The organism is Rhizobium vallis, from assembly GCF_003985155.1.
In the GTDB taxonomy this organism is placed as follows: Bacteria; Pseudomonadota; Alphaproteobacteria; order Rhizobiales; family Rhizobiaceae; genus Rhizobium; species Rhizobium vallis.
Genome location: NZ_ML133686.1, coordinates 919,180 through 944,989, shown reverse-complemented (window position 1 = coordinate 944,989; position 25,810 = coordinate 919,180). Strand labels below are relative to the sequence as shown.

Below are 25,810 nucleotides of genomic sequence, written 5' to 3'. Positions count from 1 at the left end.
ATATCTGGCGATCTTGCTCGTGGTCGCCGGCTTCTGCTGTTTTTGAGATCCGGTCATCCACGCGGCTGCTCCATGACGGAGCGAGGCCTTCGCTCCTGCGCCGGAGAATGCCCATTCGGCGTATCCTTGCCCGAGGACCCTATGTTCATTTTTCGCATGAAATCGCTTGCGGCGAAGCTCATCGTCATTACAGGCATCGCCATCGCGCTTGTTCTGATCGTTTCGAACTTTTTCCTCATTGGCCAGACCCGGGATCGCGTCCAGACGCTGACGATGGATCAGGCCAATCTCGAGGCAAAATCGATCGCCAATGAAATTGCTGCCAATGTCGGCGAACTCGCCAGCGCCGCGCGCACCATGTCGGGCGTTATCGGCCGCGGCCATGAAGGCAAATCGCTCGATCGCAAGGGCATGATCAACGTGCTGAAGGCCAATCTCGAACAGAATGCCTTCGCCTTCGGCAGCTGGTTCTGCGAACAGCTCGGCGCGCTCGACGGCAAGACCACGGAGATCGCCAACAACAATGACGAAGGCACCAACAAGAACGGCGCCTTTACTCCCTACTGGTCGAAGACCAAGGACGGCGGCATCCAGTATTCGACTTTCGACAACGATTACGCCGCCGAATGGTGGAAGCTCGCCGCCGACAGCGGCAAGGGCGCAATCACGACGCCTTACATGGCCCAGGGAACCGACGTACCGACGCTGCTGACCTCGATCTCCTATCCCGTCCTGTCGGGCGGCAAGATGATCGGTGTCGGCGGTGTGGACATCTCGCTGAAGTCGCTGACCGACAAGCTGCAGGCCCTGCACCCCTTCGGCTCCGGCCGCGTCACGCTGCTGTCGCAGGCCGGCAACTGGATCGTCGCGCCGAAGCCCGACCTGATGACCAAGCAATATGACGGCGAAGGCGCCGACGTCGTCAAATCGGCGCTGTCGAACAAGCAGCCCGGTCTCGTCAAAGACCTCACCTACGACGGCCTCGATCCCTTCGACCGCGTCGTTTATCCCTTCGCTGTTCCCGGCGTCAACGCCACCTGGGTCGTCCTCGTCGACGTGCCGCATACGGCGATCAACGCACCGGTTCGCGACCAGACCTACCTGATGATCATCAATGGCCTGATCGTCCTCGGCGCCGTCATGCTCGCGCTCTATTTCGCCGTCCGCTCGTTCGTACAGCGGCCGCTTGGCGGTCTCGTCGCCAGCGTCAAGGCGCTCAGCGACGGTAAATATTCCGAACCGGTCGCCGCTCAGGATCGCACCGACGAAATAGGTTCCGTTGCCAAGGCGCTTGAAGGCTTCCGCTTCAAACTCGCCGACACCATGCGCCTCGAAAGCGAGGCCGCCAACCAGCGGCAGGCCGCCGAAGCCGAACGCAGCCGTTCGGAATCGGAACGCCAGGAATCGGTGTCGCTGCAGCGCCATATCGTTTCGATCGTCGGCACCGGGCTTTCCGAGCTGTCGCAAGGCAATCTGGGGTACCGCATCACCGACGACTTCCCCGGCGAATACGGCAAGTTGAAACAGGATTTCAACGCCGCCCTCGTCAGCCTCGAAGAGACCATCAACACGATGACCTTCAGCGTCGCCAATATCGGCTCCGGCACCGGTGAGATCAGCAACAGCGCTTCCGACCTCGCCAAGCGCACCGAACAGCAGGCGGCAAGCCTGGAAGAGACGGCGGCTGCACTCAACGAGCTCACCGCGCAGGTCGACTCCAGTGCCGACAATGCCCGCACTGCCGCCGACAACGTCAATCTCGCCTGCCAGGATGCCGAGAGATCGGGCGAAGTGGTGCAGAAGGCGATCGCCTCGATGCAGGGGATCGAACAGTCTTCGACGGAGGTTTCGCGGATCATTGGCGTCATCGACGAAATCGCCTTTCAGACGAACCTGCTGGCGCTGAATGCCGGCGTCGAGGCCGCCCGCGCTGGCGAAGCCGGCAAGGGTTTTGCCGTCGTCGCCCAGGAGGTGCGGGAACTCGCGCAGCGTTCGGCCAACGCCGCCAAGGAGATCAAGACGCTGATCAACACCTCGGCCGTCCAGGTCAAGGAAGGCGTCGATCTTGTCGGGCGCGCCGGCGGCACGCTGCACAAGATCGCCGAACAGGTGATGGGCATTAGCGGCCTCATCCGGCAGATTTCCGCATCGGCCAGCGAACAGGCCGTCGGCCTGAAGGAAATCAACCAGGCCATGAACCAGATGGACCAGGTGACGCAGCAGAATGCGGCGATGGTGGAGGAAGCGACTGCCGCAAGCGTCGCCCTCAACGACGAGGCACAGACACTGAAGGCGCTCGCCACACGCTTCAGGGTCTCGGGTTCCCGCAACGCCGCGGCCCTCGCCTCCGTCGCGCAGCAGATGCGTGCGCCCGTCGTCGCAGCCCCTTCGCATCGTGTTGCCGCGCCGGCTCCTCGCCGCGCGGCTGCCGTATCGCGCGGTTCGACTGCGGTGGCGCAGGACAACTGGGAAGAATTCTGACAGCTTAGCCGCTTACAGTGAAAAAGGCGCCTGGGAGACCAGGCGCCTTTTTCATTTGGGGATCGATATTTTTTGCGTATCGTTATCGCAAAACCGCTGCACGGTTTGCGTGACAGGCGTCAGGCGGCGTTCGAGGTCTGCTCTTCGTTGAGGAAAGCGTAGATTGCCGAGCCGGAATCGGTCGCGCGCAATTTTGCGACCAGATCATGATCGCGCAGGACGCGGGCGATACGCGACAGAGCCTTGAGATGATCGGCGCCAGCACCTTCGGGCGCAAGCAGCAGGAACACCAGATCAACTGGCTGGTCGTCCAGCGCCTCGAAATCGACCGGCTGCTCCAGTCGGGCGAAGATGCCGACGATCGAATGGATGTTCACAAGCTTGCCGTGGGGAATGGCGATGCCGTTGCCGACGCCCGTCGAGCCCAGGCGTTCGCGCTGCAGGATCACGTCGAAGATCTCCCGCTCGGCAAGCCCCGTGATTCTGGAGGCTCTTGCTGCCAATTCCTGAAGCAACTGTTTCTTGGAATTTACTCTGAGGGCGGGAATGATCGCATCCTGATGGAGCAAATCTGCCAATGCCATTTCTTTTTCCTTCTGTCGCCGGGATCAAATGAAGGAGCGGCGGCAATGACCGCCGCTCACCATCCTGATCTCAGCCTTTGATATTGGCTGAATCGATCCAGCCAATATTTCCGTCGTGCCGACGGTAAACAATGTTCAGATGTTCCTTGCCGGGGCTGCGGAACAGGAGAAGCGGCTCGTCGGTCATGTCGAGCGCCATCACGGCGGTAGCGACGGACATGGTCTTCAGCTGCTTGGTGCTTTCAGCGACGATCGCCGGGGCGAAATCGTCGGGAATTTCATCTTCGTGATCAGGAACGGAATCCATGACCGTGTAGGAGACCTCTGCAAAACCGTTCAGATGGTTTCCTGCATGATGGTCCTTCAGCTTGCGCTTGTAGCGGCGCAAACGCTTTTCGATGCGCTCGGAAGCGGCGTCGAAAGCAAGCTGGGGATCGGTTGCTTCACCAGCCGCATGCAAAACCACGCCACTGTCGAGATGGAGCTTGCAATCTGCGGAAAAACGGGAACTCGCCTTTTCCACGGTCACCTGGCCGGAATACCCCCCGTCGAAGTATTTCGTGATGGCCATACCAATTTGGTCCTCGATCTTTTGACGGAACGATTCACCAATTTCCATATGTTTCCCGGATACACGCACACTCATGGAGTTTCCCTTCTTATGTCGTTTGCGGGTATCAGTTTACGCCAAGCCTCAGGTTCATCCAAGCACTTCGCGCAATCTCAAGCAAGATCGCTGAAGCCTGCGGGTCCTTGGCGTCCTCGGGATGATGGGGATAACTCCTGACGCCGTTTGCGGCATCGATTGCGGCATCGATTGCGGCATCGATTGCGGCGGGCTTCTAGACAGAGGTTACCGAAAAGTCAATAGGGCCACAATCTGCGTCGGTCTCACCTCATCGATTTCCCGCGCTTTGCGCCGCACGGTATTCGCTTCTGCGAGGCATCGTCATGGCGGCGACACCCGCAATGACGCAAGCAAGTCCGATCCAGGCCGTCGAACTCAGCCTTTCGCCCAGGAAGACGATGCCGATCGCAACACCGATAGGCACTCTGAGATAGGCCTGCGAGGTCGTTCCGACCGATCCCAGCGTCTGGACGAGACGGAAATAGATCGCAAAGGCAAGGGCCGTCGAAAAGGCAGAGAGAGCAAGCAGCGCCAGGATCGAAGCCGCCGAAGGACTGAGCTCCCACGGCCGATCGACCACCAGGCTCACGGGCAGGAGAATGACGGCGCCTGAGATCAACGAGCCGGCGGCCGGCACGGCAGGATCGAGCCCTCTGAAGTTCTTGCCGAAAATCGCGGCACCTGCATAGCAGATGGTCGCCGCGATAATGGCGAGCTGCGCCATCAGGCTTTCGCCGAGACCACCGATCGCTTCGACGCCGATGACGAGACAGATGCCAGCAAGTCCGGCGATCACCCCGAAGAGCTTCCGCGTCGTTGCCTGCTCATGGCGAGTTATCAGCACCGTCAGCAGGAAGGTGAAGATCGGCGTAGCCGAATTGAGGATCACCGCCAGTCCGGCATCGACCGACTGTTCGGCCCAGGCGATCAACGTGAAGGGAATGACGCTGTTCAGACAGGCCTGGAGAAAAAACCGCCGCCATGTCTGGCGATCGCTCGGCAGCCGGACCTGCCGGTGCCGCAGGACGGCAAGCAGAATGGCGCCGGCGATCAATGTGCGTGCGGCGATCAAAGTCACCGGCGGGATGGTCTCGACGCCGATCTTGATGAAGGTGTAGGAGGAACCCCAGAGGGTCGCCAGTGCCAGCAGCAGGGAAAGTTCTCTGGCAAGGTTCGGATTTTGTGGCGTCATAGGTTGCACTTCGCTGTTATCTCAAAACATCAGAGAGATAGCGAGATTCATGGAAGGATGCTTCGATCAAGGCCGAAGCATTGCCGCGTCAGAAGCCGGCGACCTTGGCAAGCGCCCGCTTCTCGCGGCGGCGCTGGACCGAGGAAGCGATGTTCATCGCTTCCCTGTATTTGGCAACCGTACGGCGGGCGAGATCGATGCCGCCCTTCTTCAGCATGTCGACGATGTCGTCGTCGGACAGTACTGCGTCCGGGCTCTCCTGCATGATCAGTGCGCGGATCTTGTGACGGACGGCCTCGGCCGAATGGCTGTCGCCACCCTCGACGGCGCTGATCGAAACGGTGAAGAAATATTTGAGCTCGAATAGGCCGCGCGGCGTCAGCATGTATTTGTTCGAAGTGACGCGGCTGACTGTGGATTCATGCATCTTGATCGCCTCCGCGACCGTCTTCAGGTTCAGCGGGCGCAGGTGATCGACGCCGTGCAGCAGGAAGGCATCCTGCTGGCGGACGATCTCGCTTGCCACCTTCATGATGGTCTTTGCTCGCTGGTCAAGGCTGCGCGTCAACCAGTTGGCGCTCTGCAGGCACTCGGAGAGGAAGGCGTGATCCTCGCCATTCCTGGTCACGCGGGAAAAATAGGACTGATTAACAAGCACGCGCGGCAGCGTATCCGGATTGAGCTCGACCAGCCAACCGGAATCCGAGGAGGGCCTGACAACAACGTCAGGCATGATCGCTTCGGAAACGCCAGTCTCGAAACCGCTGCCGGGCTTCGGATTGAGCTGGCGGATCTCGCCGAGCATGTCGAGAAGGTCTTCCTCGTCGACGCCGCAGAGCCGCTTCAGCGTGGCGAAATCGCGCCGCGCCAGGAGTTCGAGATTTTCGACCAGTGCCTGCATGGCAGGGTCGTAACGATCTTTCTGCTTGAGCTGGATCGCCAGGCATTCGGCGAGGCTGCGGGCAAAAACGCCCGGCGGATCAAGCGTCTGAAGGGCGGCGAGCACGCGCTCGGTCTGCGCAAGACTCGTGCCCAGCCTCTCGCCGGCCTCGGCGATATCGGTCTGCAGATAACCGCAATCATCGAGCTGATCGACGAAGTTCTGCGCGATCAGCCGGTCGGCCATATCAGGCAGGACGAAGGGAAGCTGTTGAGCAAGATGATCGCGCAGCGATACCTGGCCGGCGACGAAATCATCGAGATCGTAGTCGGCGACCTCGCCGCTGCCCGGCATCGATTTCCACTGGCTGACAAGTTCCGGCGCATCGAGGCGCTGCGGCGCGCTGTCGTCGGGAAAGACATTGGTATAGTTGGCGTCGAGTTCGTCGTTCAGCCGGCTCGTGCTGGCGCTGCCGCCGTTGTCGTACCAGTCGCTGGAGAGCGCCTCGGTGCGGTTGTCGTAGCCGTCGTCCGAGGCGGCGTCCTCCGGCTGACGGCCATACTCTCCATCCTCGGCTTCGCCGCGCTCGCTGCCCGCCTCGCCGTCATTCGACGGAAATTCGAGCAGCGGGTTTTTCTCCACTTCCTGGGCGATGAACTGGGTGAGTTCAAAATGGGTCATCTGCAGCAACTGGATGGATTGCATCAGTTGCGGTGTCATCACCAGGGACTGGTTCTGGCGCAGGAAAAGATTGGCGGACAGTGCCATGACGGACGCGAAACTCCCCACGATTCCTTGGGAAACCGCGTCCGATCAACGCTTCAGGCCACGGAAATCCAACTTGGCCCAAAAATTGCTTTTTTATTGGATTTGGTCAAGTGGAACTATGCCACAAGGTGAATTTCTGCGACTGCCGAAAAGTGTGTGCGGTTTTCGGACGACATCATGCCGCCATCCTTTGAATTAGATCCACATTGAGATTTTAGGCCGATGCGGCCTAAAATCATTCGGATCTGGCGTCAAAGGCTGAAATTGTCACCGAGATAGAGCCGGCGTACTTCGGGATTGTTGACGATGTCGTTCGCCCGGCCGTGGGTCAGCACCTCACCGGCGTGAATGATGTAGGCGCGGTCGATGAGGCCCAGCGTCTCGCGCACATTGTGGTCGGTGATCAGAACGCCGATGCCGCGTGCCGTCAGGTGGTGAACGAGGTTCTGGATGTCGGCGACCGAGATCGGGTCGACGCCGGCAAAGGGTTCGTCGAGCAGCATGAAGGTCGGGTCGGTCGCAAGGGCACGAGCAATTTCGAGGCGACGGCGCTCACCGCCGGAAAGCGCGACGGCAGCGCTTTTGCGCAGCTTCTGGATATGAAACTCCTCCAGAAGTTCGTTCAGCTTCTGCTCACGCTCGGCCTTGTCCTTCACATGCACTTCGAGAACGGCGCGGATATTTTCTTCCACCGTCAGTCCGCGGAAGATCGAGGCTTCCTGCGGGAGGTAACCGACGCCAAGGCGCGAGCGGCGGTACATCGGCATGGTCGTGACGTCGTTTCCGTCGATCTCGATCGTGCCTTCGTCCACCGGCACAAGGCCGGTGATCATGTAAAAACAGGTGGTCTTGCCGGCGCCGTTCGGACCGAGCAGCCCGACGGCCTCGCCACGGCGCACCACCAGCGAAACGCCATTGACGACGCGGCGCGTCGCATAGGTCTTCGTCAGACCACGTGCGATCAGCGTTCCCTGATAACGACTTTTGTCGGCGGCACCCGCAGCTTGCGGCTCAGGCTTGCCGAACATGGTGGATAGCGATGTTAATTTCACGTGGGAGGCCGGCTTCTCAGTTCTGCTTCTGCTGCGTTGTAGACGGCTGCGACTTCGGATCGAGCTGAATCTGGACACGCCCGCCGCAGCTTTCAAGTTCCGCCTGTCCGGTTTGCATGTGAACGGTCAGCTTGCAGCCGGTAAAGACGTTCGGCCCGTCCGACAGGATAACCTTATTTCCGTCATCCGCCGTCAGGATGAAGGTCTGCGAGGCCATGTCGAAATTGCCATCATCGGCGGTCGCCGTCTGCGTGCCCGAGACCAGGTAAACCTTGTCCGTCACCAGGATCTTGTCGATATCAGCGCTTCCCGACGCGAGCGAGCCCGACTGCTGCGGCTTTGCCTCGGGTTGAGCCGGCGCAGCGGCACCCGACTTTGCCGCCTTGTCCTTGTAATAGACGGTCATCTTGCCGGACTGCATCGTCGTCGTGCCCTGCACGACCTTGACGTTGCCGGTGAAGAGGGCCGTGTGCTCCTGATCGTGGATTTCCAGCTTGTCGCTTTCGATCTGGATTGGCTGGTCGTTGGAAAGCTTCATGCCCGGCATAGTGGCCGTCGCCTGCTGCGCGCCCACGCCCGAGGCCGTCAGAATAAGGGCAAATGCGCCGGCAATGAATGCGATGCCAGTCTTGCAAGTGGAAATGCGACAATCTTTTGTCATGAATAACCCGGCTGGTTAGGTGCCCTGTTTATGAATGGTGGATGGATCGACATTCATGCGAACATTCCCCTCGAATGTGATCACGCGCCCCTTATCGGTTATCTCCATCGTCTTCGCAACAATGGAGGCGTTGTCCTTGGTGATGGTGACGGGGTCGTCACTCCGCATGTTTCCGCCTTTGATGTCGAGCCGGGCGGACTGGAAATTCGCATTGAGGCCACTGCTCAGCACCAGAGTGAAGGGGGCCGTCATGTGCAGGTTGTCGGTGGCGCGGTTGTAATCGGCGGTCGAGGCGACGACGCGGGCGATTAGCCCATCATTCATCGGCACGGCGGCCTTGATGGTCTCGAGCGTGATGAGATCGGGATTGCGGATATCCTGCAGCGCCCTTTCGGCAAGCATCGAATAGTTGATGCCGTCGGAATTGCGTCCCGAGATCGCCGGCTTTTCCATCACGACTTTGCCGTTCTCGATCTTGGCGCCTTCGATCTTGATGTTTTCGGGCAGATAGGTGCGGATCACCGAGACGGCAATGAAGACCGCCGAGACGACGAGGGCGGCCGCCGGCAGCAAAATCTTCAGCCGCCGCACGCGGGCGGAATGGAACAACGCATCGCCATAGGGGGTCTTGCCGGACCCCGCAAAAGCGACATTTCCGTTGTTCTTCAGGGTATCGAGCATAGGCCTCGTCCGTGTGCGGTGATCGCCGCGCCTTCATAACAAAGCCGGCCGCCAATCACAGTTCGTTTCGCATTATTACATTGGCTTGCCAATATGGAATTTTTTCTGCAACAAGCAACAAAACGGAAAAACATCAAAAAGTGGCATTCGTACGCACCACTGCCACCCTAATTTTAAAGGGGTTCGTCGGCGGTCTGCCGGAGCCGGAGCCAGCAGCTGGAGGTTTTTATGGACAGTTCGATCATCTCGGATCGCCGGCGGCTGCGCCGCAAGCTCTACTTCTGGCGTCTCGCCGCAGTGGCGCTCACCGTGGCGCTCGGTTTCGCCTTCTACGCCTTCACCATCGGCGATGCCGGGACGGCGCGTCCGCATATCGCCCATGTGACGATATCGGGGCTGATCGTCGATGACGACGAGCTTCTGGAGCGGCTGAAGAAAATCGAGACCGACAAACAGGTGAAGGCGGCGGTGATTTCGATCTCGTCGCCTGGCGGCACGACTTATGGCGGCGAAAAAATCTTCAAAGCGATCCGGGCGATAGCTGCCAAAAAGCCCGTCGTCTCCGACGTGCGCACGCTTGCCGCCTCCGCCGGCTACATGATCGCCACCGCCGGTGACACGATCATAGCGGGCGACAGCTCGATTACCGGCTCGATCGGGGTCATTTTCCAATATCCGCAGATCCAGCCGCTGCTCGACAAGATCGGCGTGTCGCTGCAGGAGATCAAATCCTCGCCGCTGAAGGCCGAGCCCTCGCCCTTCCACGAGGCGAGCGAGGAAGCCAAGGCGATGATCCGCAACATGGTGGTCGACAGCTACAACTGGTTTGTCGACCTCGTCGCCGAGCGGCGCAAGCTGCCGCGCGAAGACGTGCTGAAGCTCGCCGACGGCACGATCTATACCGGCCGGCAGGCGCTGAAGGTGAAACTCGTCGATACGATCGGCGGCGAAGCGGAAATCCGCGCCTATCTGAAATCGCGCGGTATCAACAGCGAATTGCCGATGGTGGACTGGGACAAGAAGAGCAATACGCCTTTCCTGCTCGCTGGGGCTGTTTCGCGGTTGATTACGATCTTCGGTTATGATGATCTCGTCAAAGGCCAGGATATCAATGGAATCCTGCCCCCAAAGTTGCTTCTTGACGGGTTGCTTTCAGTTTGGCAGGTTGGCCACGATTGATAAGAAATCAATAATTTAAGGGGGCGACTGTGATCAAGTCCGAATTGGTGCAGATTGTTGCGGCACGCAACCCGCATCTCTATCATCGCGACGTCGAGAATATCGTCAACGCGGTTCTCGACGAGATCACGGATGCACTGGCTGCGGGAAACCGAGTCGAATTGCGCGGCTTCGGCGCGTTTTCGGTGAAGAACCGCCCGTCTCGCTCCGGCCGCAACCCGCGGACCGGCGATACCGTCTTCGTCGAGGAGAAGTGGGTCCCCTTCTTCAAGACAGGCAAGGAGCTGCGCGAGCGGCTCAATCCCGGCCAGGCCGACGAAGAGGATTGAGCGGCGCAAGCTGCGTGCGGCGAAAGCGCACTTGATCTCGACGGCCGTTTTCCTATTCTGCTAGCGCATCGGCCCGAAAATCGGAATCGATTTTCGGAAATCACGATGCGTAGATTTAAAGTGTTACAGCGTCCTTTGTGCGTCTGAAAAGACGCGCGGCGCTGTAAGCATCAAACGCGCGCCTCAAAGACCGGCGCAATCCGGCATGTGGAGACCCCAAATGGCCAAGAAGATCGTCAACCTTTTGATTCTGCTGCCGCTCGGCGTCATCCTCATCGTCTTCTGCGTCGCCAACCGGCAGAGCGTCACGCTCGCCTTCAACCCATTCCGGCCTGATGATCAGGTGCTTGCGGTGTCTGCGCCCTTCTTCGTCTTCCTGTTCATCGCGCTGATATCAGGCATGCTGATCGGCTCGGTCGCCACCTGGTTCAGCCAGGGCAAACATCGCAAGCGCGCTCGCACCGAGGCCAAGGAAGCCATCCGCTGGCAGGGCGAGGCCGGCCGCCACAAGACGCGTGCCGAGGAAATCGCCGGGCAGCTGCCGTCCCGGTAAAACTCGTTCGACATTTCGACGACCGGCTTCGGCCCGTCAGGCCGGGAAAAAGCTCAATTCCTCATAATCGCCTTCCGGCGACGTACCGTTGCCGGTGACGCCGAAGCCGTGGGAGAGGTAGAACGCCTTCGCTCGCCGGTTCTTCACCAGGCATTTCAGCCGGTATCTGTGTTGCGGCCATTCCGGCAGCGCCCTTAGCAACGCCGTCCCGGCGCCGCTGCCTTGGAATTCCGGGCTGATATAGAGCATGTGAATGAAATCGTCCGCCGGCCACAGCGACAGGAAGCCCGCCACGCCGCCATCCCGCTCGCAGACGAAAATCGTCTCGCCATTGGTGTGGGCGGCGAAATCCTCGCGATGGAAATTACCGGGGTCGACCCAGACGAATGTTTCCCGGCGCACGGAAAGATAGATCTCCGCGAGCACTTCCTGATCTTCCGCCCGCGGCGGCCTGATGATCCATGTCATGATGCCGACTTAAAGCAAGCCCCTGCCCTCGCCAAGCCCAAAGCGGCTGGCACCGGAAAGGATCAGCCGGCCGCCATTTTTGCGACGACGGCGGCATTGAAATCCGAAAAGAAACCTTCGGCCAGTCTCTGGGAGGTCGAATCGAGCAGACGGCCGCCGAGCTGGGCAAGCTTGCCGCCGAGCTCGGCCTTCGCCCGGTAATGCAGGATGGTCTCCTCGCCTCTTTCCTCGAGCACGATATCGGCGCTGCCCCTGGCGAAGCCGGCAAGACCGCCCTTGCCTTCGGCTGACAGCGTATAGCTCTTCGGCGCATCGACGTTGGAAAGGGTCAGCAGTCCGTGGAGGGTTGCCGACAGCAGGCTGAACTTGACCTTGATCGTTGCCTCGAAGGAATCAGCCGACAGCCGCTCGATGCTCTGGCAGCCCGGAATGCAGCCGCGCATGATCTCGGGGTCGTTGAGCGCCGTCCAGACGGCGTCCCGCGGCGCAGCGATACGTTCTTCGCCGGTGAAATCCATTCGACAGCCTCATCTCCGATTCGCTCAACTTATCCAGCGGGAAAGCGCTTTGCCAAGGCGCAGCGGAATGTTATCTGCCGGGCTTGATCGGGAGCAAGGAATTGGCCGATGAACGACGACTTGAAGCCCTGGAGCGTGACGGCGAGCCGCATCACCTACGAGGACCGCTGGATACGGCTCAGGAGCGACGATTGCCTCACCGCCGATGGCACCGTTGTCGCACCGTTCCATGTGCTCGACTATCCTGATTGGATCAATGTCATCCCCGTTATGCCTGACGGGCGCGTGCTGCTGACGCGGGAATACCGGCACGGCCGCAGCGAGATCCTGCTCGGTCTCGTCGCCGGCGGTGTGGAACCCGGCGACATCGAGGCCGGCGATGCGGCGATAGCGGCAGCGCGGCGTGAACTCAGGGAGGAGACCGGCTATGAAGCCTCGACGTTCGTCAAGCTGCTCACCTCCTACCCAAATGCATCAAGCCACAGCAATGTGGTGACGAGCTGGCTGGCGCTCGACCTGACCAAGGCCGGCGAGCCGCGTTTCGATCCCGGCGAGAAGGTCGGGCTGCTGTTTGCGGATCTTGCCGATATCCTCGGCGACATCACCTCAGGCGCCGTCATCATGCAGTCGATGCATGTCGCCGCCCTCTACGCGGCGGCAAGCTGGCTTGGCATGCAAAGCTCCGAGGGCTTGAAATAAACGCTGTGCCGGGAGAACCTGTCCTCTTGCGGGGCAAGGTTCGGCGCGCAGTTGATCCCGCGCGGTCTTCTGGGCTAGAGGTCGCAAACCCATAAAGACATCCGACAGAGACGCGGAAGAGCACGTTGAAACAAAAAGAACGCCGGCCGGGCCAGAAGAAGACATCAGGTCCCTCCGGTGAAAACCGCCGGGACGACCGCGCGGATCGGCCATCGAAGCCGGTCACGCGGCCCGCGGCCGCACGCGAGGCGGTGCGCGAGACCCCGGCGCCGGTCGCGGCCGTGCGCCCTCTGACGGCGCGCAGCGGCGAGCGTCCGACCGAGCGCGTGCCTGTCATTCTCGAATCGCTCGGAGCCGGCGATTTCCACCTGATCGACAGCGGCAACGGCGAAAAGCTGGAGCAATACGGGCCCTATCGCATCATCCGCCCGGAGGGCCAGGCGCTGTGGCAGCCTTCGCTGCCCACCCATATCTGGGAAAAGGTCGATGCCGTCTTCACCGGCGATACGGATGAGGAAGGCACCGGGCGCTGGCGCTTCCCGAAGGGGGCGCTCGGCGAGACCTGGCCGCTCAACCTGCTCGGCGTCGATTTCCTCGGCCGCTTTACCTCCTTCCGCCACGTCGGCGTCTTTCCCGAGCAGATCGTGCATTGGGACTGGATGAAGGAGCAGGTCGAAAAGGCGGGCCGGCCGCTGAAAGTGCTGAACCTCTTCGGCTACACCGGTGTCGCCTCGCTGGTCGCAGCCGCAGCGGGTGCCGAGGTCACCCATGTCGACGCGTCGAAGAAGGCGATCGGCTGGGCCCGCGAAAACCAGGCGCTCGGGCGCATGGAGAAGCTGCCGATCCGATGGATCTGCGAAGATGCGATGAAATTCATCCTGCGTGAGGAACGCCGCGGCAGCCAGTACGACATCATCCTCACCGATCCGCCGAAATTCGGCCGCGGCCCCAATGGCGAAGTCTGGCATCTCTTCGAGCATTTGCCGCTGATGCTCGACATCTGCCGCGAGATCCTGTCGCCGAAGGCGGTCGGCCTCGTGCTGACGGCCTATTCGATCCGCGCCAGCTTCTATTCGATCCACGAGCTGATGCGCGAGACGATGCGCGGCGCCGGCGGCGTGGTCGAATCCGGCGAGCTTGTCATCCGCGAGGCGGGCACCGACGGCAGGACGCAGGGCCGCGCGCTTTCCACCTCTCTCTTTTCCCGTTGGGTACCGAAATGAGCAAGGACTTCCACGATCAGGGACCGCGCAGGGTCGGGCAAGTGAAGGAAGTCACTTCGCTCGCCAATCCCATCATCAAGGACATCAAGGCGCTGACGAACAAGAAGTCGCGGGAGGAAAGCGGTACTTTCCTGGCCGAGGGGCTGAAGCTCGTCATCGACGCGATCGAACTCGGCTGGACGATCCGCACGCTGGTCTATGCCAAGGCCGCCAAGGCCAAGCCGCTGGTCGAGCAGATGGCGGCTAGGACCGTCGCTGCCGGTGGGCTCGTACTCGAAGTCAGCGAAAAGGTCATCGCCTCGATCACCCGCCGCGACAATCCGCAGATGGTCGTCGGCATCTTCGAGCAGCGCTGGAAGCCGCTGCGGGATATCCGGCCGAGGGATGGCGAGACATGGGTGGCGCTCGACCGCGTGCGCGATCCCGGCAATCTCGGCACCATCATCCGGACGGCGGATGCTGCCGGCGCCTCCGGCGTCATTCTGGTCGGCGAAGCGACCGATCCCTTCTCGCTCGAAACCGTGCGCGCCACCATGGGCTCGGTCTTCGCCGTTCCGGTCGCGCGGGCGACGCCGGAAGAATTCATCGCCTGGCGGAAATCCGCCGGCGTTTCTGTCGTCGCGACCCATCTTGCCGGCGCGGTCGACTACCGCACGATCGACTACAGGAAAAAGCCCGTCGTGCTGTTGATGGGCAACGAACAATCGGGCCTGCCGGATCAGCTTGCCAGGGAAGCCGACGCGCTCGCCCGCATCCCTCAGCAAGGTCGGGCCGATTCCCTGAACCTCGCCGTTGCCACCGCCGTCATGCTTTTCGAGGCGCGCCGCCATCTCCTCTCACTTGCCGAGGGCAAATGACCGAACAGACGTACGCACGCCCCGCGCTCTTTTCGCGCCCGGCGCCGATCCTCCTCTTCATCGTCGTCGCCGTTCTCATCGATCAGGTTGTCAAGATCGCCGTCGATCACTACCTGCCGCTGCAGGAAGCCGTTCCCGTCATTCCGATGCTGGCGCTCTACCGAACCTACAATCTCGGCGTCGCCTTTTCCATGCTGTCGGGCATGGACGGCTGGTTCATCGTCGGCATGCGGCTCGTCATCGTCGCCTTCGTCATCTGGCTGTGGTACCGCACGGCGAAAGACCGCTGGCTCGCCCATCTCGGTTATGCGCTGATCATCGCAGGCGCGATCGGCAATCTCGTCGATCGCTTCGCCTATGGCCACGTGATCGATTACATCCTGTTCCACACCGAAAGCTGGTCCTTCGCCGTCTTCAACCTCGCCGACAGTTTCATCACCATCGGGGCCGGCTGCGTCATCCTCGACGAGCTTCTGCTGCCGAAAAAAGCCGGCCGCTAAAATCTTATCGAATTCCTGAAGGCATTCGGAACTGGCCGTATGTTAGCCAGATACCATGTACAACCTGGGACAGTTGCAGGATAGATTGTCCGCCGCCTTTGGTGGACCCGCCGCCAAGCCGCATGAGATGCGGATGGAGGCTTCTCTTTCGCGACCGGGCGCATCGCCAAATCGACAAGCAAATGACGACAAGAGGGAGCCCGCAGCCACGAGGGTTCTGCTGGTCTATTGGCTGGGCGGGGCCGGCCTTCTTGCCGCAATGATCCTCACCCTGCTTGCCCATGCCGGCGATCCGCTGCTCCTTTCGGGCGGCCTCGTTGTTCTCGGCCTTGCCGTGATCGCCAGTTACGCCGTCCTCATGGTCCGGCGGCGCGGAACCGGGCAGCCCGCCGGCAAATCGATGCCGGACTGGAACGACGGGGCAAAACTCTTTGCCGATGTGCACGACGTCCTCGGCGACATCACCGTCGGCCGCACCATGGACCGGCGGATCATCAGCGCCAACGACACGTTTCGCCGCCTGACCGGGCGGCTGCGTCCCGAAGGACGCACCTGCGAGGAGATCGGGCTGGCTTTCCGCCCCGGCCCGGTACCGCATTGCTACGACGTCGAGATTTCGACGCCGGAAGGCCAGCGCATCTTCCTCTGGCGCGACGTCGTCACGCGCGATCCGGCAAACGGCCGCCTGCTGCTGCAGAGTATTGCCCGTGACGTGACCGAGGAGCGGCTCCTCGCGCAGGCCCGCGAGGAAGCCAGACAGAAGGCCGAATATAACAGCGCCGCAAAATCCAGACTGCTTGCGACCGTCAGCCACGAGGTGCGCACGCCGCTTTCCGGCATTCTCGGCATGACGCATCTGATCGCCGAGACGCGGCTGACGCAGGAGCAACAGAACTATCTCGCCAACATCCGCCAATCCGGCCACGCACTGACGCAGCTCGTCGAGGATCTGCTCGATTTCTCCACCATCGAGGTCGGCCGCTTCGAGCTGCACCCTCGCTCGGAATCGCTGCGCAAGCTCTTGGAAAGCGTCGTCGAGATGCTTGCCCACCGCGCGCATGAAAAGGGTATCGAAATCGGCGCCACGGTGTCATCAGACGTGCCGGAGAATATGAGCTTCGACCCGGCGCGGTTGCGCCAGGTGCTCTTCAACGTCATCGGCAATGCCGTTAAATTCACCCAGGCCGGCGGCGTCTTCATCCGCGTTGCGCTCAAGGCCGGCGATCTGCTGATCACCGTGACGGATACCGGCCCCGGCATGACCGCAGACGAGCAGGCGCGGGTCTTCGGCGAATTCGAGCAGGGCGGGACCGTTGCCGACAAGAGCAGCGGCACGGGCCTCGGCCTTGCCATCTCCGCCCGCATCATGCGCGAATTCGGCGGCGCGCTGACCGTTGCCAGCGAAAAGGGCAAAGGTAGCGAATTCACGATTCGCTTCCCCGTCGACATCGGCAGCGAGCGGCCCGACCGGCGAAATACGCTGCTTGCCGGCAACAGCGTCGTGCTGTTGGCGCCCGCAGGGGCGGCGCGCACCGCTATCGCCGAGACGATCACCGCGCTTGGCGGCCTCTGCCATCTCGTCGGCGACGGCGAGAACGCACGCACGACACTGCTCGGCATGGCCGACGGTGGACGGCGGCCAACCGATATCATCGTCGACCATCGCATGTCGGCAGAATTTTCCGCCCATCTGGCCGACCGCGCTGAAATTGCAGCACTCGGCCTGCGCAAGGTTCTCCTCGTCAACCCGGAAGAGCGCAGCGCCCATCCGCTCGACCTCTTCGATGCCTGGCTTATCCGGCCGCTGCGCGAACAGTCGCTGATCGACGTGCTGCGCGGGCGCATGCGCGGCATGGAGAAACGCGACGCGCTGAACGACAATCAGCCGGGCTTTGGCCTTTCGGTGGCGGAGACGATCGTTGCGGCGAGCGGGCTCAGCATTCTCTTGGGCGAGGACGATCCGATCAATGCCATGCTGGTGCGCGTCATCCTGGAAAAAGGCGGGCATAAGGTGCGCCATGTCGAGGATTTCGAGACGCTGCTCGATTGCGCGCTTGGCGAGGCGAACGCCCGGCCCGATATCATCATCAGCGATCTCTCGATGCCTGGAGGCAACGGCATCGATATGCTCGGGCGGCTGCGCGGCCATGAAAGGCGGCTCGATCTCGCCCCGGTGCCGGTGATCGTTCTCACAGCCGACAAGAGCGACGAATCACGCCGCCAAGTGCTGCTCAACGGCGCCAACCGCGTCATGATAAAGCCGATGGATCCGGTGCGGCTCTTGACCGAAGTTCAGGCGGTGGCCGCACTTTCCGCCCGCCGGGCAAAGGCCCGGTAAGACGCGTAAACAACCGGCACGCTTCTTGCGTTGCAAAATGCATTATGTCACTTTCCTGTCGTATAGAAGTGTTTTATGGCGTCGATAAGCCGGCAACGGGAGAATCGCCATGTCCTCCATCGACATCCTGAATCATGACACCACCGCGGAGGCTGCACGGCCCTCAACGGCGGCTGTGCAGAAGGACGGCGATATTCTCGGCCGCATCGGCAATCTCGAGACCCGCCTCGCCCGCACGGCGCGCGAGATCGATGCCGCCCAGGCCGTCCGCTACCGCGTTTTCGTCAATGAAATGAAGGCGCAGCTGCCGCAGGACGCCATGCGCCGCCAGCGCGATGTCGACGCCTATGATGCCGTCTGCGACCATCTCCTCGTTCTCGACCGTTCGATCGAGGGCGACCCGGAAGACCAGATCGTCGGCACCTACCGGCTATTGCGTCAGGATGTCGCGATCGCCAATGGCGGTTTTTACTCGGCTTCCGAGTTCGAAATCGAGGGCCTGATCGCGAAGCATCCGGAAAAACGTTTCATGGAGCTTGGCCGCTCCTGCGTGCTGCCGGAATACCGCACCAAGCGCACCGTCGAGTTGCTTTGGCAGGGCAACTGGGCCTATGCGCTGAAGCACGGCGTCAGTGCCATGTTCGGCTGCGCCTCGTTCCCTGGCGTCTATCTCGAAAGCCATGCGCTGGCGCTGTCTTTCCTTTATCACACTGTGCTGGCGAAGAACGAATGGGCCGTCGGCGCCCTGCCGCATCTCGCCCGCAACATGGACCTGATGCCGGTCGAGGCTGTTAACCCGAAGCGGGCGCTGTTGGCTCTGCCGCCGCTGATCAAGGGTTATCTGCGCCTCGGCGCAATGGTTGGCTCCAGCGCGGTCGTCGACCATGCCTTCAACACGACCGACGTGCTGATCGTGCTGCCGATCTCCAGCATTTCGGACCGCTACCTGAATTACTACGGCGCCGACGCAGGCCGCTTCGCGAGCTAGTTGGCGCAAAGCGGACGATCATCTGCCTGCGAGACGCCAAAGTGAGCTTGGCCGATGGCGTGGCCTTATATGCCGGATCGTCTTCTCGTGTCCGACGGGTTCTCACCATACGCCGCCCGATAAATTGCGGCAAAACGGCCAAAGTGAAAGAACCCCCACTTCAGGCAGATGTCCCGCAGCGGCTCCCGGTTCCAGGGATTGCACAGATCCTCTCGGACGGCTTGTAAGCGGATTGCCCTGAGGTAGGCTGACGGTGAGGTTCCCTTGAAATCACGAAAACCGATTTCAAGAGCACGAATGGAAACGTTTGCCGCCTCCGCGACACTCTGCATTGTCAACGGCTGGGCGATGTTGGCATGCATGAATTCAATGGCTCGACGGACGTGCCGCGGCGCTATCAGATGGATTTTCTTGTCGAGCAGATGCGAAAGGCGATGAGGAACCAGCCGCACCACGAGATCGGCAAGCGCCTGGGTGAGGTTCGACATGGCGATTGGCGATTGAAATAGCGGCCCGTTGTTGCGCATGCCGATGATGATCGTTTGTGCGAGACTGCCGAACAGCCGTCCTACTGCCGTGGAAAAATCAATGACCGGTGCCAAGTCCATCGCCCCGACCAAGGGTGTCTCCAGAACGGAGGCGACGGCCTGAGCTATGATTGTCCAATTCAGACTGAGTGTGTCGGACCGGTGAGGCGCTGCTTGTACGGAAATCCATTCCGGCTCGATATTGTTCGTCAATAGCAGCCGCCCAGGTGTGGCTTCCACCACGGTCCGACCAAGCGCTACATTGAGAGCGCCAGTGCGCGGAACGATGATTGCCAGAGTCTCCGACCCATGTGCCGTTCTTGCACCCCAGTCGCCGGAATCCTGGTTGCTGACCAGCGACAAGCTTTCGTCACCCCAAAACCCGACCTTCCAGTCGAGTGGTTTCTCTCGACCGTTGCGCCATGCGTAGAACGAACCGAACCCCTTGGTCAGGGCCTCCACCATATCGTCGAAAGTTGTCCCCTGAAAACGGGCGGTGAAATTGGGGGACGCATTTTCTAGCATGGGAACCCAAAATGGCTGATGAAATATCTAAATAACTGAGCAGCGAAACCGTCTATTGCCCGCAGCCTTTTTCCAGTTCTATGCGGGCGAACTATGCCGCGCGTATAAGGTTATTGCATCAAAAGTATGACTTATAGGAAGGGCCGTGCCCTGCGCTTGCTTAGGCCGGCCTAGGATGCTTCGCAACGGAATCAGGGCGGTTTGTCCGCTAACGGAAAAGGCGGATGGGACCGGGATAGAGCGCGATCGTCTCGTCCGTCGTCAGCAGTTGAATGCCCTCGACGATCGATTGCGCAACGAGGATCCGGTCGAAGGGATCGGCATGGATCGGGGGAAGACGGTGCACCGCCAGCGTATGCATGACGGTGATCGGCAGTTCGCGATAATCGTTGTCGACAAGGGCGCGATAGAAAAGCGGCGGATCGAGATTGAAATCGTCACGGCCGATGGCGTGCTTGGCACTGAGCTCACCGAAGCTTGCCGGGCTGAAAAACAGCTGGTTGATCGGATCGGTGACCAATTCCCTCGCCGCCACCGGCAGTTTCGGCGAATCTTCGGCGAGCCAGATCAGCAGCAGCGTATCGAGAAGCAGCTTCATCGCGGCTCCGAAAAGCTTGAAAGTTCCTGCAGGTCCATCCGGTCGAAATCATCGGGCACGGAGATGCGCCCCTTCAGGAAACCGATACGGCGGACCTCCTGTGTGCCGGCATCGAGCGGCACCACCTTGACCAGCGGCCTGCCGGCCTTGGCGATCATGAAGATCTCGCCGTTGGCCGCGTTTTCAACCAGCCGAGACAGATGGGTTTTTGCCTCATGGATGTTGATGATTCGCATGGCGGCTCCGGCATCCATAAACTTAGTTCGGCCAACTTAGTTTATGGGACGGAATCGCGCAAGGATCGGAAAAGACCTTGAAGTCAGTCGGATGCTAAGAAGTTTAGCGCAAATTTCGCCGTTCGAAAGCCGGGTAAAGACTAATCCACAAGCGGTGCCCAACTGACGCGCTGTCAGCCGGACACCGAAAGCCGTCTCATTCAGAGCAGATGGAGTTCAAGAACCCGCGCCGTAGGCGGCGATCGCCGCCATGTTGACGATGTCGGAATCCTTGGCGCCCATCGAGGTGATCTGCACCGCCTTGTCGACGCCGACGAGGATCGGGCCGATCACGGTGGAGCCACCGAGCTCCTGCAGCATCTTGGTGGAGATCGAGGCCGAGTGGAAGGCCGGCATGACAAGCACGTTGGCGGGACCGGAAAGGCGGCAGAATGGATATTGCTCCATCACCTTGCGGTTCAGCGCGACGTCTGCGGCCATCTCGCCGTCATATTCGAAATCGACGCGGCGCTTGTCGAGGATCTTCACTGCTTCACGCACCCGCTCGGAGCGTTCGCCCGACGGATGGCCGAAAGTGGAATAGGCAAGCAGGGCGACACGCGGCTGATAGCCCATGCGCCGCGCCAGACCGGCGGCCTCTTCGGCGATATCGGCAAGTTCCTCAGCTGTGGGCATGTCATGCACCGCCGTATCGGCGACGAAGACCGTGCGGCCGCGGCAGAGCGCCAGCGACACGCCGATGATCCGGTGGCCGGGCTTTGCGTCGATGCAGCGGCGCACATCCTCGAGCGCCGTCGAATAGTTGCGGGTAATCCCCGTCACCATGCCGTCGGCGTCACCCAAGGCCACCATGGTGGCGGCGAAGTGGTTGCGGTCGTTGTGGATCAGTCGCTGGGCGTCGCGATGGAGATAACCCTTCCGCTGCAGCCTGGCATAGAGATAGTCAATATAGGCCTCGACACGGGTCGAGATGCGGGCATTGACGATTTCGAGGCCCGGCCGGTTGAGATCGATGCCGGCGCGTTCGGCCGTCGCACGGATCAGATCCTCGCGGCCAAGCAAAATGGCGGTGCCGAGCTGCTGGTTGGCGTAGGAAAGTGCTGCGCGCAGGACCTGTTCTTCCTCGGCCTCGGCAAAGACGATCCGCTTCGGGCGGCGGCGAACGCGCTCGTAGAGGCTGGCGAGCGTCGAAGCGATCGGATCGCGACGCCCCGAAAGCTCGCGGGCATAGCCCGCCATGTCGGTGATGACTTTGCGGGCCACACCGCTTTCGATCGCGGCCTCGGCAACTGCGACCGGGATCGCCGAGATCAGCCTGGGATCGAAGGGCACGGGGATAATGTATTGCGATCCGAAACGCGGCCGGTTGCCCTGGTAGGCTGCGACCACGTCGTCTGGCACGTCCTCGCGGGCAAGGTTTGCCAGCGCATTGACGGCGGCGATCTTCATCGCGTCGTTGATTGTGGAGGCACGGACATCGAGAGCGCCGCGGAAGATATAGGGAAAGCCAAGGACGTTGTTGACCTGGTTCGGATAGTCCGAACGGCCGGTCGCCATGATGGCGTCGTCGCGGATGCGCGCCACTTCTTCCGGCGTGATCTCGGGATCGGGATTGGCCATGGCGAAGATAATCGGCCGATCCGCCATCGAGCGGATCATATCGGCCGAGAACGCGCCCTTCTGCGACAGGCCGAAAATGACGTCGGCACCCTTCATCGCTTCTTCCAGCGTGCGCGTGTCGGTCTTTGCCGCATGCGCCGATTTCCACTGGTTCATGCCTTCGGTGCGGCCCTGGTAGATGACGCCCTTGGTATCGCAGAGGATGATGTTTTCAGGCGCAAAACCCATCGCCTTGATCAGTTCGACGCAGGCAATCGCCGCTGCTCCCGCACCATTGCAGACGAGCTTCGTCGTCTTCAGGTCGCGGCCGGTCAGCTCAAGCGCGTTGATCAAGCCGGCAGCTGCGATGATCGCCGTCCCATGCTGGTCGTCGTGGAAGACGGGAATGTCCATCAGTTCGCGCAGCCGGCTTTCGATGACGAAACAATCAGGCGCCTTGATATCCTCGAGATTGATGCCGCCGAAGGAGGGGCCGAGGAAGCGCACGCAGTTGATGAACTCGTCGACATTTTCGGTATCGATTTCGAGATCGATGGAATCGACGTCGGCGAAGCGTTTGAAGAGCACCGACTTGCCTTCCATGACGGGCTTGGAGGCCAGTGCGCCGAGATTGCCGAGGCCGAGAATGGCAGTGCCGTTTGATATGACGGCGACCATGTTGCCGCGCGCCGTGTAATCATAGGCCGTCTGCGGATCGGCGGCGATCGCCTTGACGGGTACGGCAACACCCGGCGAATAGGCGAGCGAGAGGTCGCGCTGTGTCGCCATCGGCTTGGTCGGGTTGATCTCCAGCTTGCCGGGCCGGCCCATTGCGTGAAAATCGAGCGCCTCCTGGTCGGTCACTGAGGTCACCGGCCGGTCCTTCTTATCGATATCGGGCATAAATCCTCCAACGTCCTGTGGGCGACGCTTCGCTCTTCCTCAAATGCTGTTGTCATCTATAGCGGCGCGCGGATAGGGTTGGCACCTGTTTTTTTGGGAAAAACTGCACCTCCGTGAACGCACGAATAGACATTGGGAATGAAGCCTTTTCGGCCGCTGAGTTGGCCACGGCGGAAAGCCGTGCCTCGGCGACGCCGATGATGGAGCAATATATCGAGATCAAGGCGAACAATCCGGGTTCGCTGCTCTTCTATCGCATGGGCGATTTCTACGAGCTGTTCTTCGAGGATGCGCTGGAGGCATCGCGCGCGCTCGGCATCACCCTCACGAAGCGCGGCCAGCACATGGGCCAGGATATCCCGATGTGTGGCGTGCCCGTGCATGCCGCCGACGATTATCTGCAGAAGCTAATTTCGCTCGGTTTCCGTGTCGCCGTCTGCGAACAGATCGAGGATCCGGCCGAGGCCAAGAAGCGCGGCGGCAAATCGGTCGTCAAGCGCGACGTCGTTCGCTTGGTCACGCCGGGCACGATCACCGAGGAAAAGCTGCTTTCGCCCTCGGAATCCAACTATCTGATGGCGCTTACCCGCATTCGCGGCGGGGCCGAACCGACGCTGGCGCTCGCCTGGATCGATATTTCCACAGGCGTCTTCCGGCTGGCCGAGACCGAAGCCTCGCGGCTGCTTGCCGATATCCTGCGCATCGATCCGCGCGAACTCATCCTGCCCGATACGATCTTCCACGATCCCGAACTCAAGGCCGTCTTCGACGTCCTCGGCCGCACCGCCGTGCCGCAGCCTGCCGTGCTCTTCGACAGCGCCAGCGCCGAAGGCCGGATCGCGCGTTATTTCTCAGTCGCGACACTCGACGGTTTCGGCACCTTCTCGCGCGCCGAGCTTGCGGCAGCGGCCGCCGCCGTCGCCTACGTCGAAAAGACGCAGATCGCCGAGCGACCGCCGCTCGGAAAGCCGGAGCGGGAGAGTGGGGCTTCGACGCTCTTCATCGACCCCGCCACCCGCGCCAATCTGGAACTGGCCCGCACGCTTTCAGGCGATCGCAACGGCTCGCTGCTGAAGGCGATCGACCGTACCGTCACCGGCGCCGGCGCGCGGCTTCTGGCCGAACGGCTGATGTCGCCGCTCACCGATCCCGTCCGCATCAATGCGCGGCTCGATTCGATCGGCTTCCTGATCGATGAGCCCTCGCTCTGCGGCCAGCTGCGCGACACGCTGAAACATGTGCCCGACATGCCGCGGGCCCTGTCGCGCCTGGCGCTCGACCGCGGCGGCCCGCGCGATCTCTCTGCGATCCGCCAGGGGCTCGAAGCGGCAGCCGGGCTTGCCGGCCTGCTCGGCAAGGCGATGCTGCCGGAAGAACTCGGCCAGGCGCTGTCGGGGTTGCAAGCCCTTCCCGCGAGCCTGGAAAACCTGCTTGCCGAAACGCTTGCCGACGAATTGCCGCTCCTGAAACGGGATGGCGGCTTCCTTCGCGACGGCGCCAGTGCCGAACTCGACGAGGTCCGGGCGCTGCGCGACCAATCGCGTCGCGTCATCGCCGGCCTGCAATTGCAATATGCCGAGGAAACCGGCATCCGGTCGCTGAAGATCAAGCACAACAACATCCTTGGTTATTTCATCGAGGTCACCGCTGGCAATGCCGGACCTATGACGGATACGGCCGAGGCGAAGGCCCGCTTCATCCATCGCCAGACGATGGCGAGCGCCATGCGCTTCACCACGACAGAACTTGCCGATCTCGAAAGCCGCATCGCCAACGCCGCCGACCGGGCGCTTTCGATCGAACTCGAAGCCTTCGACAGGATGACGACCGCGGTCGTTTCGGAGGCCGAGGCGATCAAGGCGGGCGCGCGGGCGCTTGCCGTCATCGACGTCGCCGCCGGTCTCGCGCTTCTCGCCGAAGAGCAGGCCTATTGCCGGCCGCAGGTCGATGGCTCGAAGATGTTTGCCATCGAAGGCGGGCGTCATCCCGTCGTCGAACAGGCGCTGCGCCGCCAGGCCGGCGGCCCCTTCGTCGCCAACAATTGCGACCTCTCGCCAAAGACCGACGACAAGGACGGCGCGATCTGGCTGCTCACCGGCCCCAACATGGGCGGTAAGTCGACCTTCCTGCGTCAGAACGCATTGATATCGATCATGGCGCAGATGGGCTCCTTCGTGCCTGCGACATCAGCCCATATCGGCATCGTCGACCGGCTGTTCTCGCGCGTCGGCGCATCCGACGATCTCGCGCGCGGGCGCTCGACCTTCATGGTCGAGATGGTGGAAACGGCTGCGATCCTCAACCAGGCAAGCGACCGCTCGCTCGTCATTCTCGACGAGATCGGCCGCGGCACCGCCACCTTCGACGGTCTTTCAATCGCCTGGGCGGCCGTCGAGCACCTGCATGAGGCCAACCGCTGCCGCGGCCTCTTCGCCACGCATTTTCATGAGCTGACCGTGCTTTCAGAAAAGCTTGGTCGGCTATCGAATGCCACGATGCGCGTCAAGGAGTGGGACGGCGACGTCATCTTCCTTCACGAGGTCGGCCCCGGTGCGGCGGACCGCTCCTACGGCATCCAGGTGGCCCGCCTTGCCGGGCTTCCTGCCTCGGTCGTGGCGCGCGCCCGCGACGTGCTGACCCGCCTCGAAGATGCCGACCGCAAGAACCCGGCGAGCCAGCTGATCGATGACCTGCCGCTTTTCCAGGTAGCGGTGCGCCGCGAGGAAACGGCCCGCGGCCCGTCCAAGGTCGAAGAGACGCTGAAGGCGTTGAGCCTCGACGACATGACGCCGCGCGAGGCGCTGGATGCGCTTTATGACCTAAAGAAGAAGCTGAAATAGGAG

Annotated in this window: 24 protein-coding genes; 11 read left to right on the top strand and 13 right to left on the bottom strand. The window is 61.5% G+C overall.

Annotated elements, in window-relative coordinates; translation table 11 throughout:
• Positions 1-141 precede the first annotated feature (141 nt).
• Positions 142-2,481 carry a methyl-accepting chemotaxis protein gene (locus tag EFQ99_RS04710; protein ID WP_126919465.1) on the top strand — a complete coding sequence of 780 codons (2,340 nt, stop codon included), beginning with the start codon at positions 142-144 and terminating at the stop codon, positions 2,479-2,481.
• Positions 2,482-2,600: 119 nt separating this feature from the next.
• Here the strand turns inward: EFQ99_RS04710 and ptsN are convergent, their stop codons facing one another.
• The 7 genes from ptsN to lptC all read right to left on the bottom strand — a co-directional run bounded on the left by ptsN (position 2,601) and on the right by lptC (position 8,927).
• Positions 2,601-3,065 carry a PTS IIA-like nitrogen regulatory protein PtsN gene (gene ptsN, locus EFQ99_RS04705; RefSeq protein WP_126919464.1) on the bottom strand — a complete coding sequence of 155 codons (465 nt, stop codon included), beginning with the start codon at positions 3,063-3,065 and terminating at the stop codon, positions 2,601-2,603.
• Positions 3,066-3,135: 70 nt separating this feature from the next.
• On the bottom strand, positions 3,136-3,711 hold the full coding sequence (hpf, locus tag EFQ99_RS04700; RefSeq protein WP_003570772.1) for a ribosome hibernation-promoting factor, HPF/YfiA family: 576 nt from the start codon (positions 3,709-3,711) through the stop codon (positions 3,136-3,138).
• Between the two features lie 250 nt (positions 3,712-3,961).
• The gene (locus EFQ99_RS04695; RefSeq protein WP_126919463.1) at positions 3,962-4,885 is read right to left on the bottom strand and encodes a DMT family transporter; all 924 of its coding nucleotides are present in this window, start codon (positions 4,883-4,885) and stop codon (positions 3,962-3,964) included.
• Positions 4,886-4,973: 88 nt separating this feature from the next.
• Positions 4,974-6,533, bottom strand: a complete 1,560-nt coding sequence (rpoN, locus tag EFQ99_RS04690) for an RNA polymerase factor sigma-54 (RefSeq protein WP_126919462.1) — start codon at positions 6,531-6,533, stop codon at positions 4,974-4,976.
• Positions 6,534-6,784: 251 nt separating this feature from the next.
• Complete coding sequence (gene lptB, locus EFQ99_RS04680) at positions 6,785-7,561, bottom strand: LPS export ABC transporter ATP-binding protein (RefSeq protein WP_008524521.1); 777 nt, start codon at positions 7,559-7,561, stop codon at positions 6,785-6,787.
• Positions 7,562-7,601: 40 nt separating this feature from the next.
• Positions 7,602-8,246, bottom strand: a complete 645-nt coding sequence (locus EFQ99_RS04675; RefSeq protein WP_126919461.1) for an LptA/OstA family protein — start codon at positions 8,244-8,246, stop codon at positions 7,602-7,604.
• A gap of 15 nt (positions 8,247-8,261) precedes the next feature.
• Positions 8,262-8,927, bottom strand: a complete 666-nt coding sequence (gene lptC, locus EFQ99_RS04670; RefSeq protein ID WP_126919460.1) for an LPS export ABC transporter periplasmic protein LptC — start codon at positions 8,925-8,927, stop codon at positions 8,262-8,264.
• 228 nt (positions 8,928-9,155) lie between these two features.
• On the opposite strand from lptC, the gene sppA reads away from it, so the two are divergent.
• The 3 genes from sppA to EFQ99_RS04655 all read left to right on the top strand — a co-directional run bounded on the left by sppA (position 9,156) and on the right by EFQ99_RS04655 (position 10,988).
• Positions 9,156-10,106, top strand: a complete 951-nt coding sequence (gene sppA, locus EFQ99_RS04665; protein WP_126919459.1) for a signal peptide peptidase SppA — start codon at positions 9,156-9,158, stop codon at positions 10,104-10,106.
• A gap of 29 nt (positions 10,107-10,135) precedes the next feature.
• Entirely contained in the window at positions 10,136-10,435 is a 300-nt protein-coding gene (locus EFQ99_RS04660) for an integration host factor subunit beta (protein ID WP_003544934.1), read from the top strand.
• 220 nt (positions 10,436-10,655) lie between these two features.
• On the top strand, positions 10,656-10,988 hold the full coding sequence (locus tag EFQ99_RS04655; protein ID WP_126919458.1) for a LapA family protein: 333 nt from the start codon (positions 10,656-10,658) through the stop codon (positions 10,986-10,988).
• 36 nt (positions 10,989-11,024) lie between these two features.
• On the opposite strand, the gene EFQ99_RS04650 is transcribed toward EFQ99_RS04655, so the two are convergent.
• Positions 11,025-11,456 (bottom strand): GNAT family N-acetyltransferase, encoded by a 432-nt coding sequence (locus EFQ99_RS04650; protein WP_126919457.1) that lies wholly within the window; start codon positions 11,454-11,456, stop codon positions 11,025-11,027.
• Between the two features lie 62 nt (positions 11,457-11,518).
• Positions 11,519-11,974 (bottom strand): SRPBCC family protein, encoded by a 456-nt coding sequence (locus tag EFQ99_RS04645; protein WP_126919456.1) that lies wholly within the window; start codon positions 11,972-11,974, stop codon positions 11,519-11,521.
• 108 nt (positions 11,975-12,082) lie between these two features.
• Between EFQ99_RS04645 and EFQ99_RS04640 the strand changes: the two genes are divergently transcribed.
• The 6 genes from EFQ99_RS04640 to olsB all read left to right on the top strand — a co-directional run bounded on the left by EFQ99_RS04640 (position 12,083) and on the right by olsB (position 18,579).
• Positions 12,083-12,673 (top strand): NUDIX hydrolase, encoded by a 591-nt coding sequence (locus EFQ99_RS04640; RefSeq protein WP_126919455.1) that lies wholly within the window; start codon positions 12,083-12,085, stop codon positions 12,671-12,673.
• 125 nt (positions 12,674-12,798) lie between these two features.
• Complete coding sequence (locus EFQ99_RS04635; protein WP_126919454.1) at positions 12,799-13,896, top strand: class I SAM-dependent methyltransferase; 1,098 nt, start codon at positions 12,799-12,801, stop codon at positions 13,894-13,896.
• Positions 13,893-14,753, top strand: a complete 861-nt coding sequence (locus EFQ99_RS04630; RefSeq protein ID WP_126919453.1) for a TrmH family RNA methyltransferase — start codon at positions 13,893-13,895, stop codon at positions 14,751-14,753. Before EFQ99_RS04635 ends, EFQ99_RS04630 begins: the two co-directional genes overlap by 4 nt.
• The gene (gene lspA / locus EFQ99_RS04625; protein WP_126919452.1) at positions 14,750-15,253 is read left to right on the top strand and encodes a signal peptidase II; all 504 of its coding nucleotides are present in this window, start codon (positions 14,750-14,752) and stop codon (positions 15,251-15,253) included. The genes EFQ99_RS04630 and lspA overlap by 4 nt, the downstream gene beginning before the upstream one ends.
• Positions 15,254-15,308: 55 nt before the next feature.
• Positions 15,309-17,591 carry a PAS domain-containing hybrid sensor histidine kinase/response regulator gene (locus EFQ99_RS04620; RefSeq protein ID WP_126919451.1) on the top strand — a complete coding sequence of 761 codons (2,283 nt, stop codon included), beginning with the start codon at positions 15,309-15,311 and terminating at the stop codon, positions 17,589-17,591.
• Between the two features lie 109 nt (positions 17,592-17,700).
• Entirely contained in the window at positions 17,701-18,579 is an 879-nt protein-coding gene (gene olsB / locus EFQ99_RS04615) for a l-ornithine N(alpha)-acyltransferase (protein WP_126919450.1), read from the top strand.
• Positions 18,580-18,644: 65 nt separating this feature from the next.
• Here the strand turns inward: olsB and EFQ99_RS04610 are convergent, their stop codons facing one another.
• The 4 genes from EFQ99_RS04610 to EFQ99_RS04595 all read right to left on the bottom strand — a co-directional run bounded on the left by EFQ99_RS04610 (position 18,645) and on the right by EFQ99_RS04595 (position 22,967).
• Positions 18,645-19,631 (bottom strand): AraC family transcriptional regulator, encoded by a 987-nt coding sequence (locus tag EFQ99_RS04610; RefSeq protein WP_126919449.1) that lies wholly within the window; start codon positions 19,629-19,631, stop codon positions 18,645-18,647.
• Between the two features lie 208 nt (positions 19,632-19,839).
• Positions 19,840-20,229, bottom strand: a complete 390-nt coding sequence (locus EFQ99_RS04605; protein WP_126919448.1) for a type II toxin-antitoxin system VapC family toxin — start codon at positions 20,227-20,229, stop codon at positions 19,840-19,842.
• Positions 20,226-20,465, bottom strand: coding sequence for a type II toxin-antitoxin system Phd/YefM family antitoxin (locus EFQ99_RS04600; protein WP_126919447.1), 240 nt, complete (start codon positions 20,463-20,465; stop codon positions 20,226-20,228). Before EFQ99_RS04600 ends, EFQ99_RS04605 begins: the two co-directional genes overlap by 4 nt.
• 216 nt (positions 20,466-20,681) lie before the next feature.
• Positions 20,682-22,967, bottom strand: coding sequence for an NADP-dependent malic enzyme (locus EFQ99_RS04595; RefSeq protein WP_126919446.1), 2,286 nt, complete (start codon positions 22,965-22,967; stop codon positions 20,682-20,684).
• Positions 22,968-23,080: 113 nt separating this feature from the next.
• On the opposite strand from EFQ99_RS04595, the gene mutS reads away from it, so the two are divergent.
• Positions 23,081-25,807 (top strand): DNA mismatch repair protein MutS, encoded by a 2,727-nt coding sequence (gene mutS / locus EFQ99_RS04590; protein WP_126919445.1) that lies wholly within the window; start codon positions 23,081-23,083, stop codon positions 25,805-25,807.
• Positions 25,808-25,810: the final 3 nt, after the last annotated feature.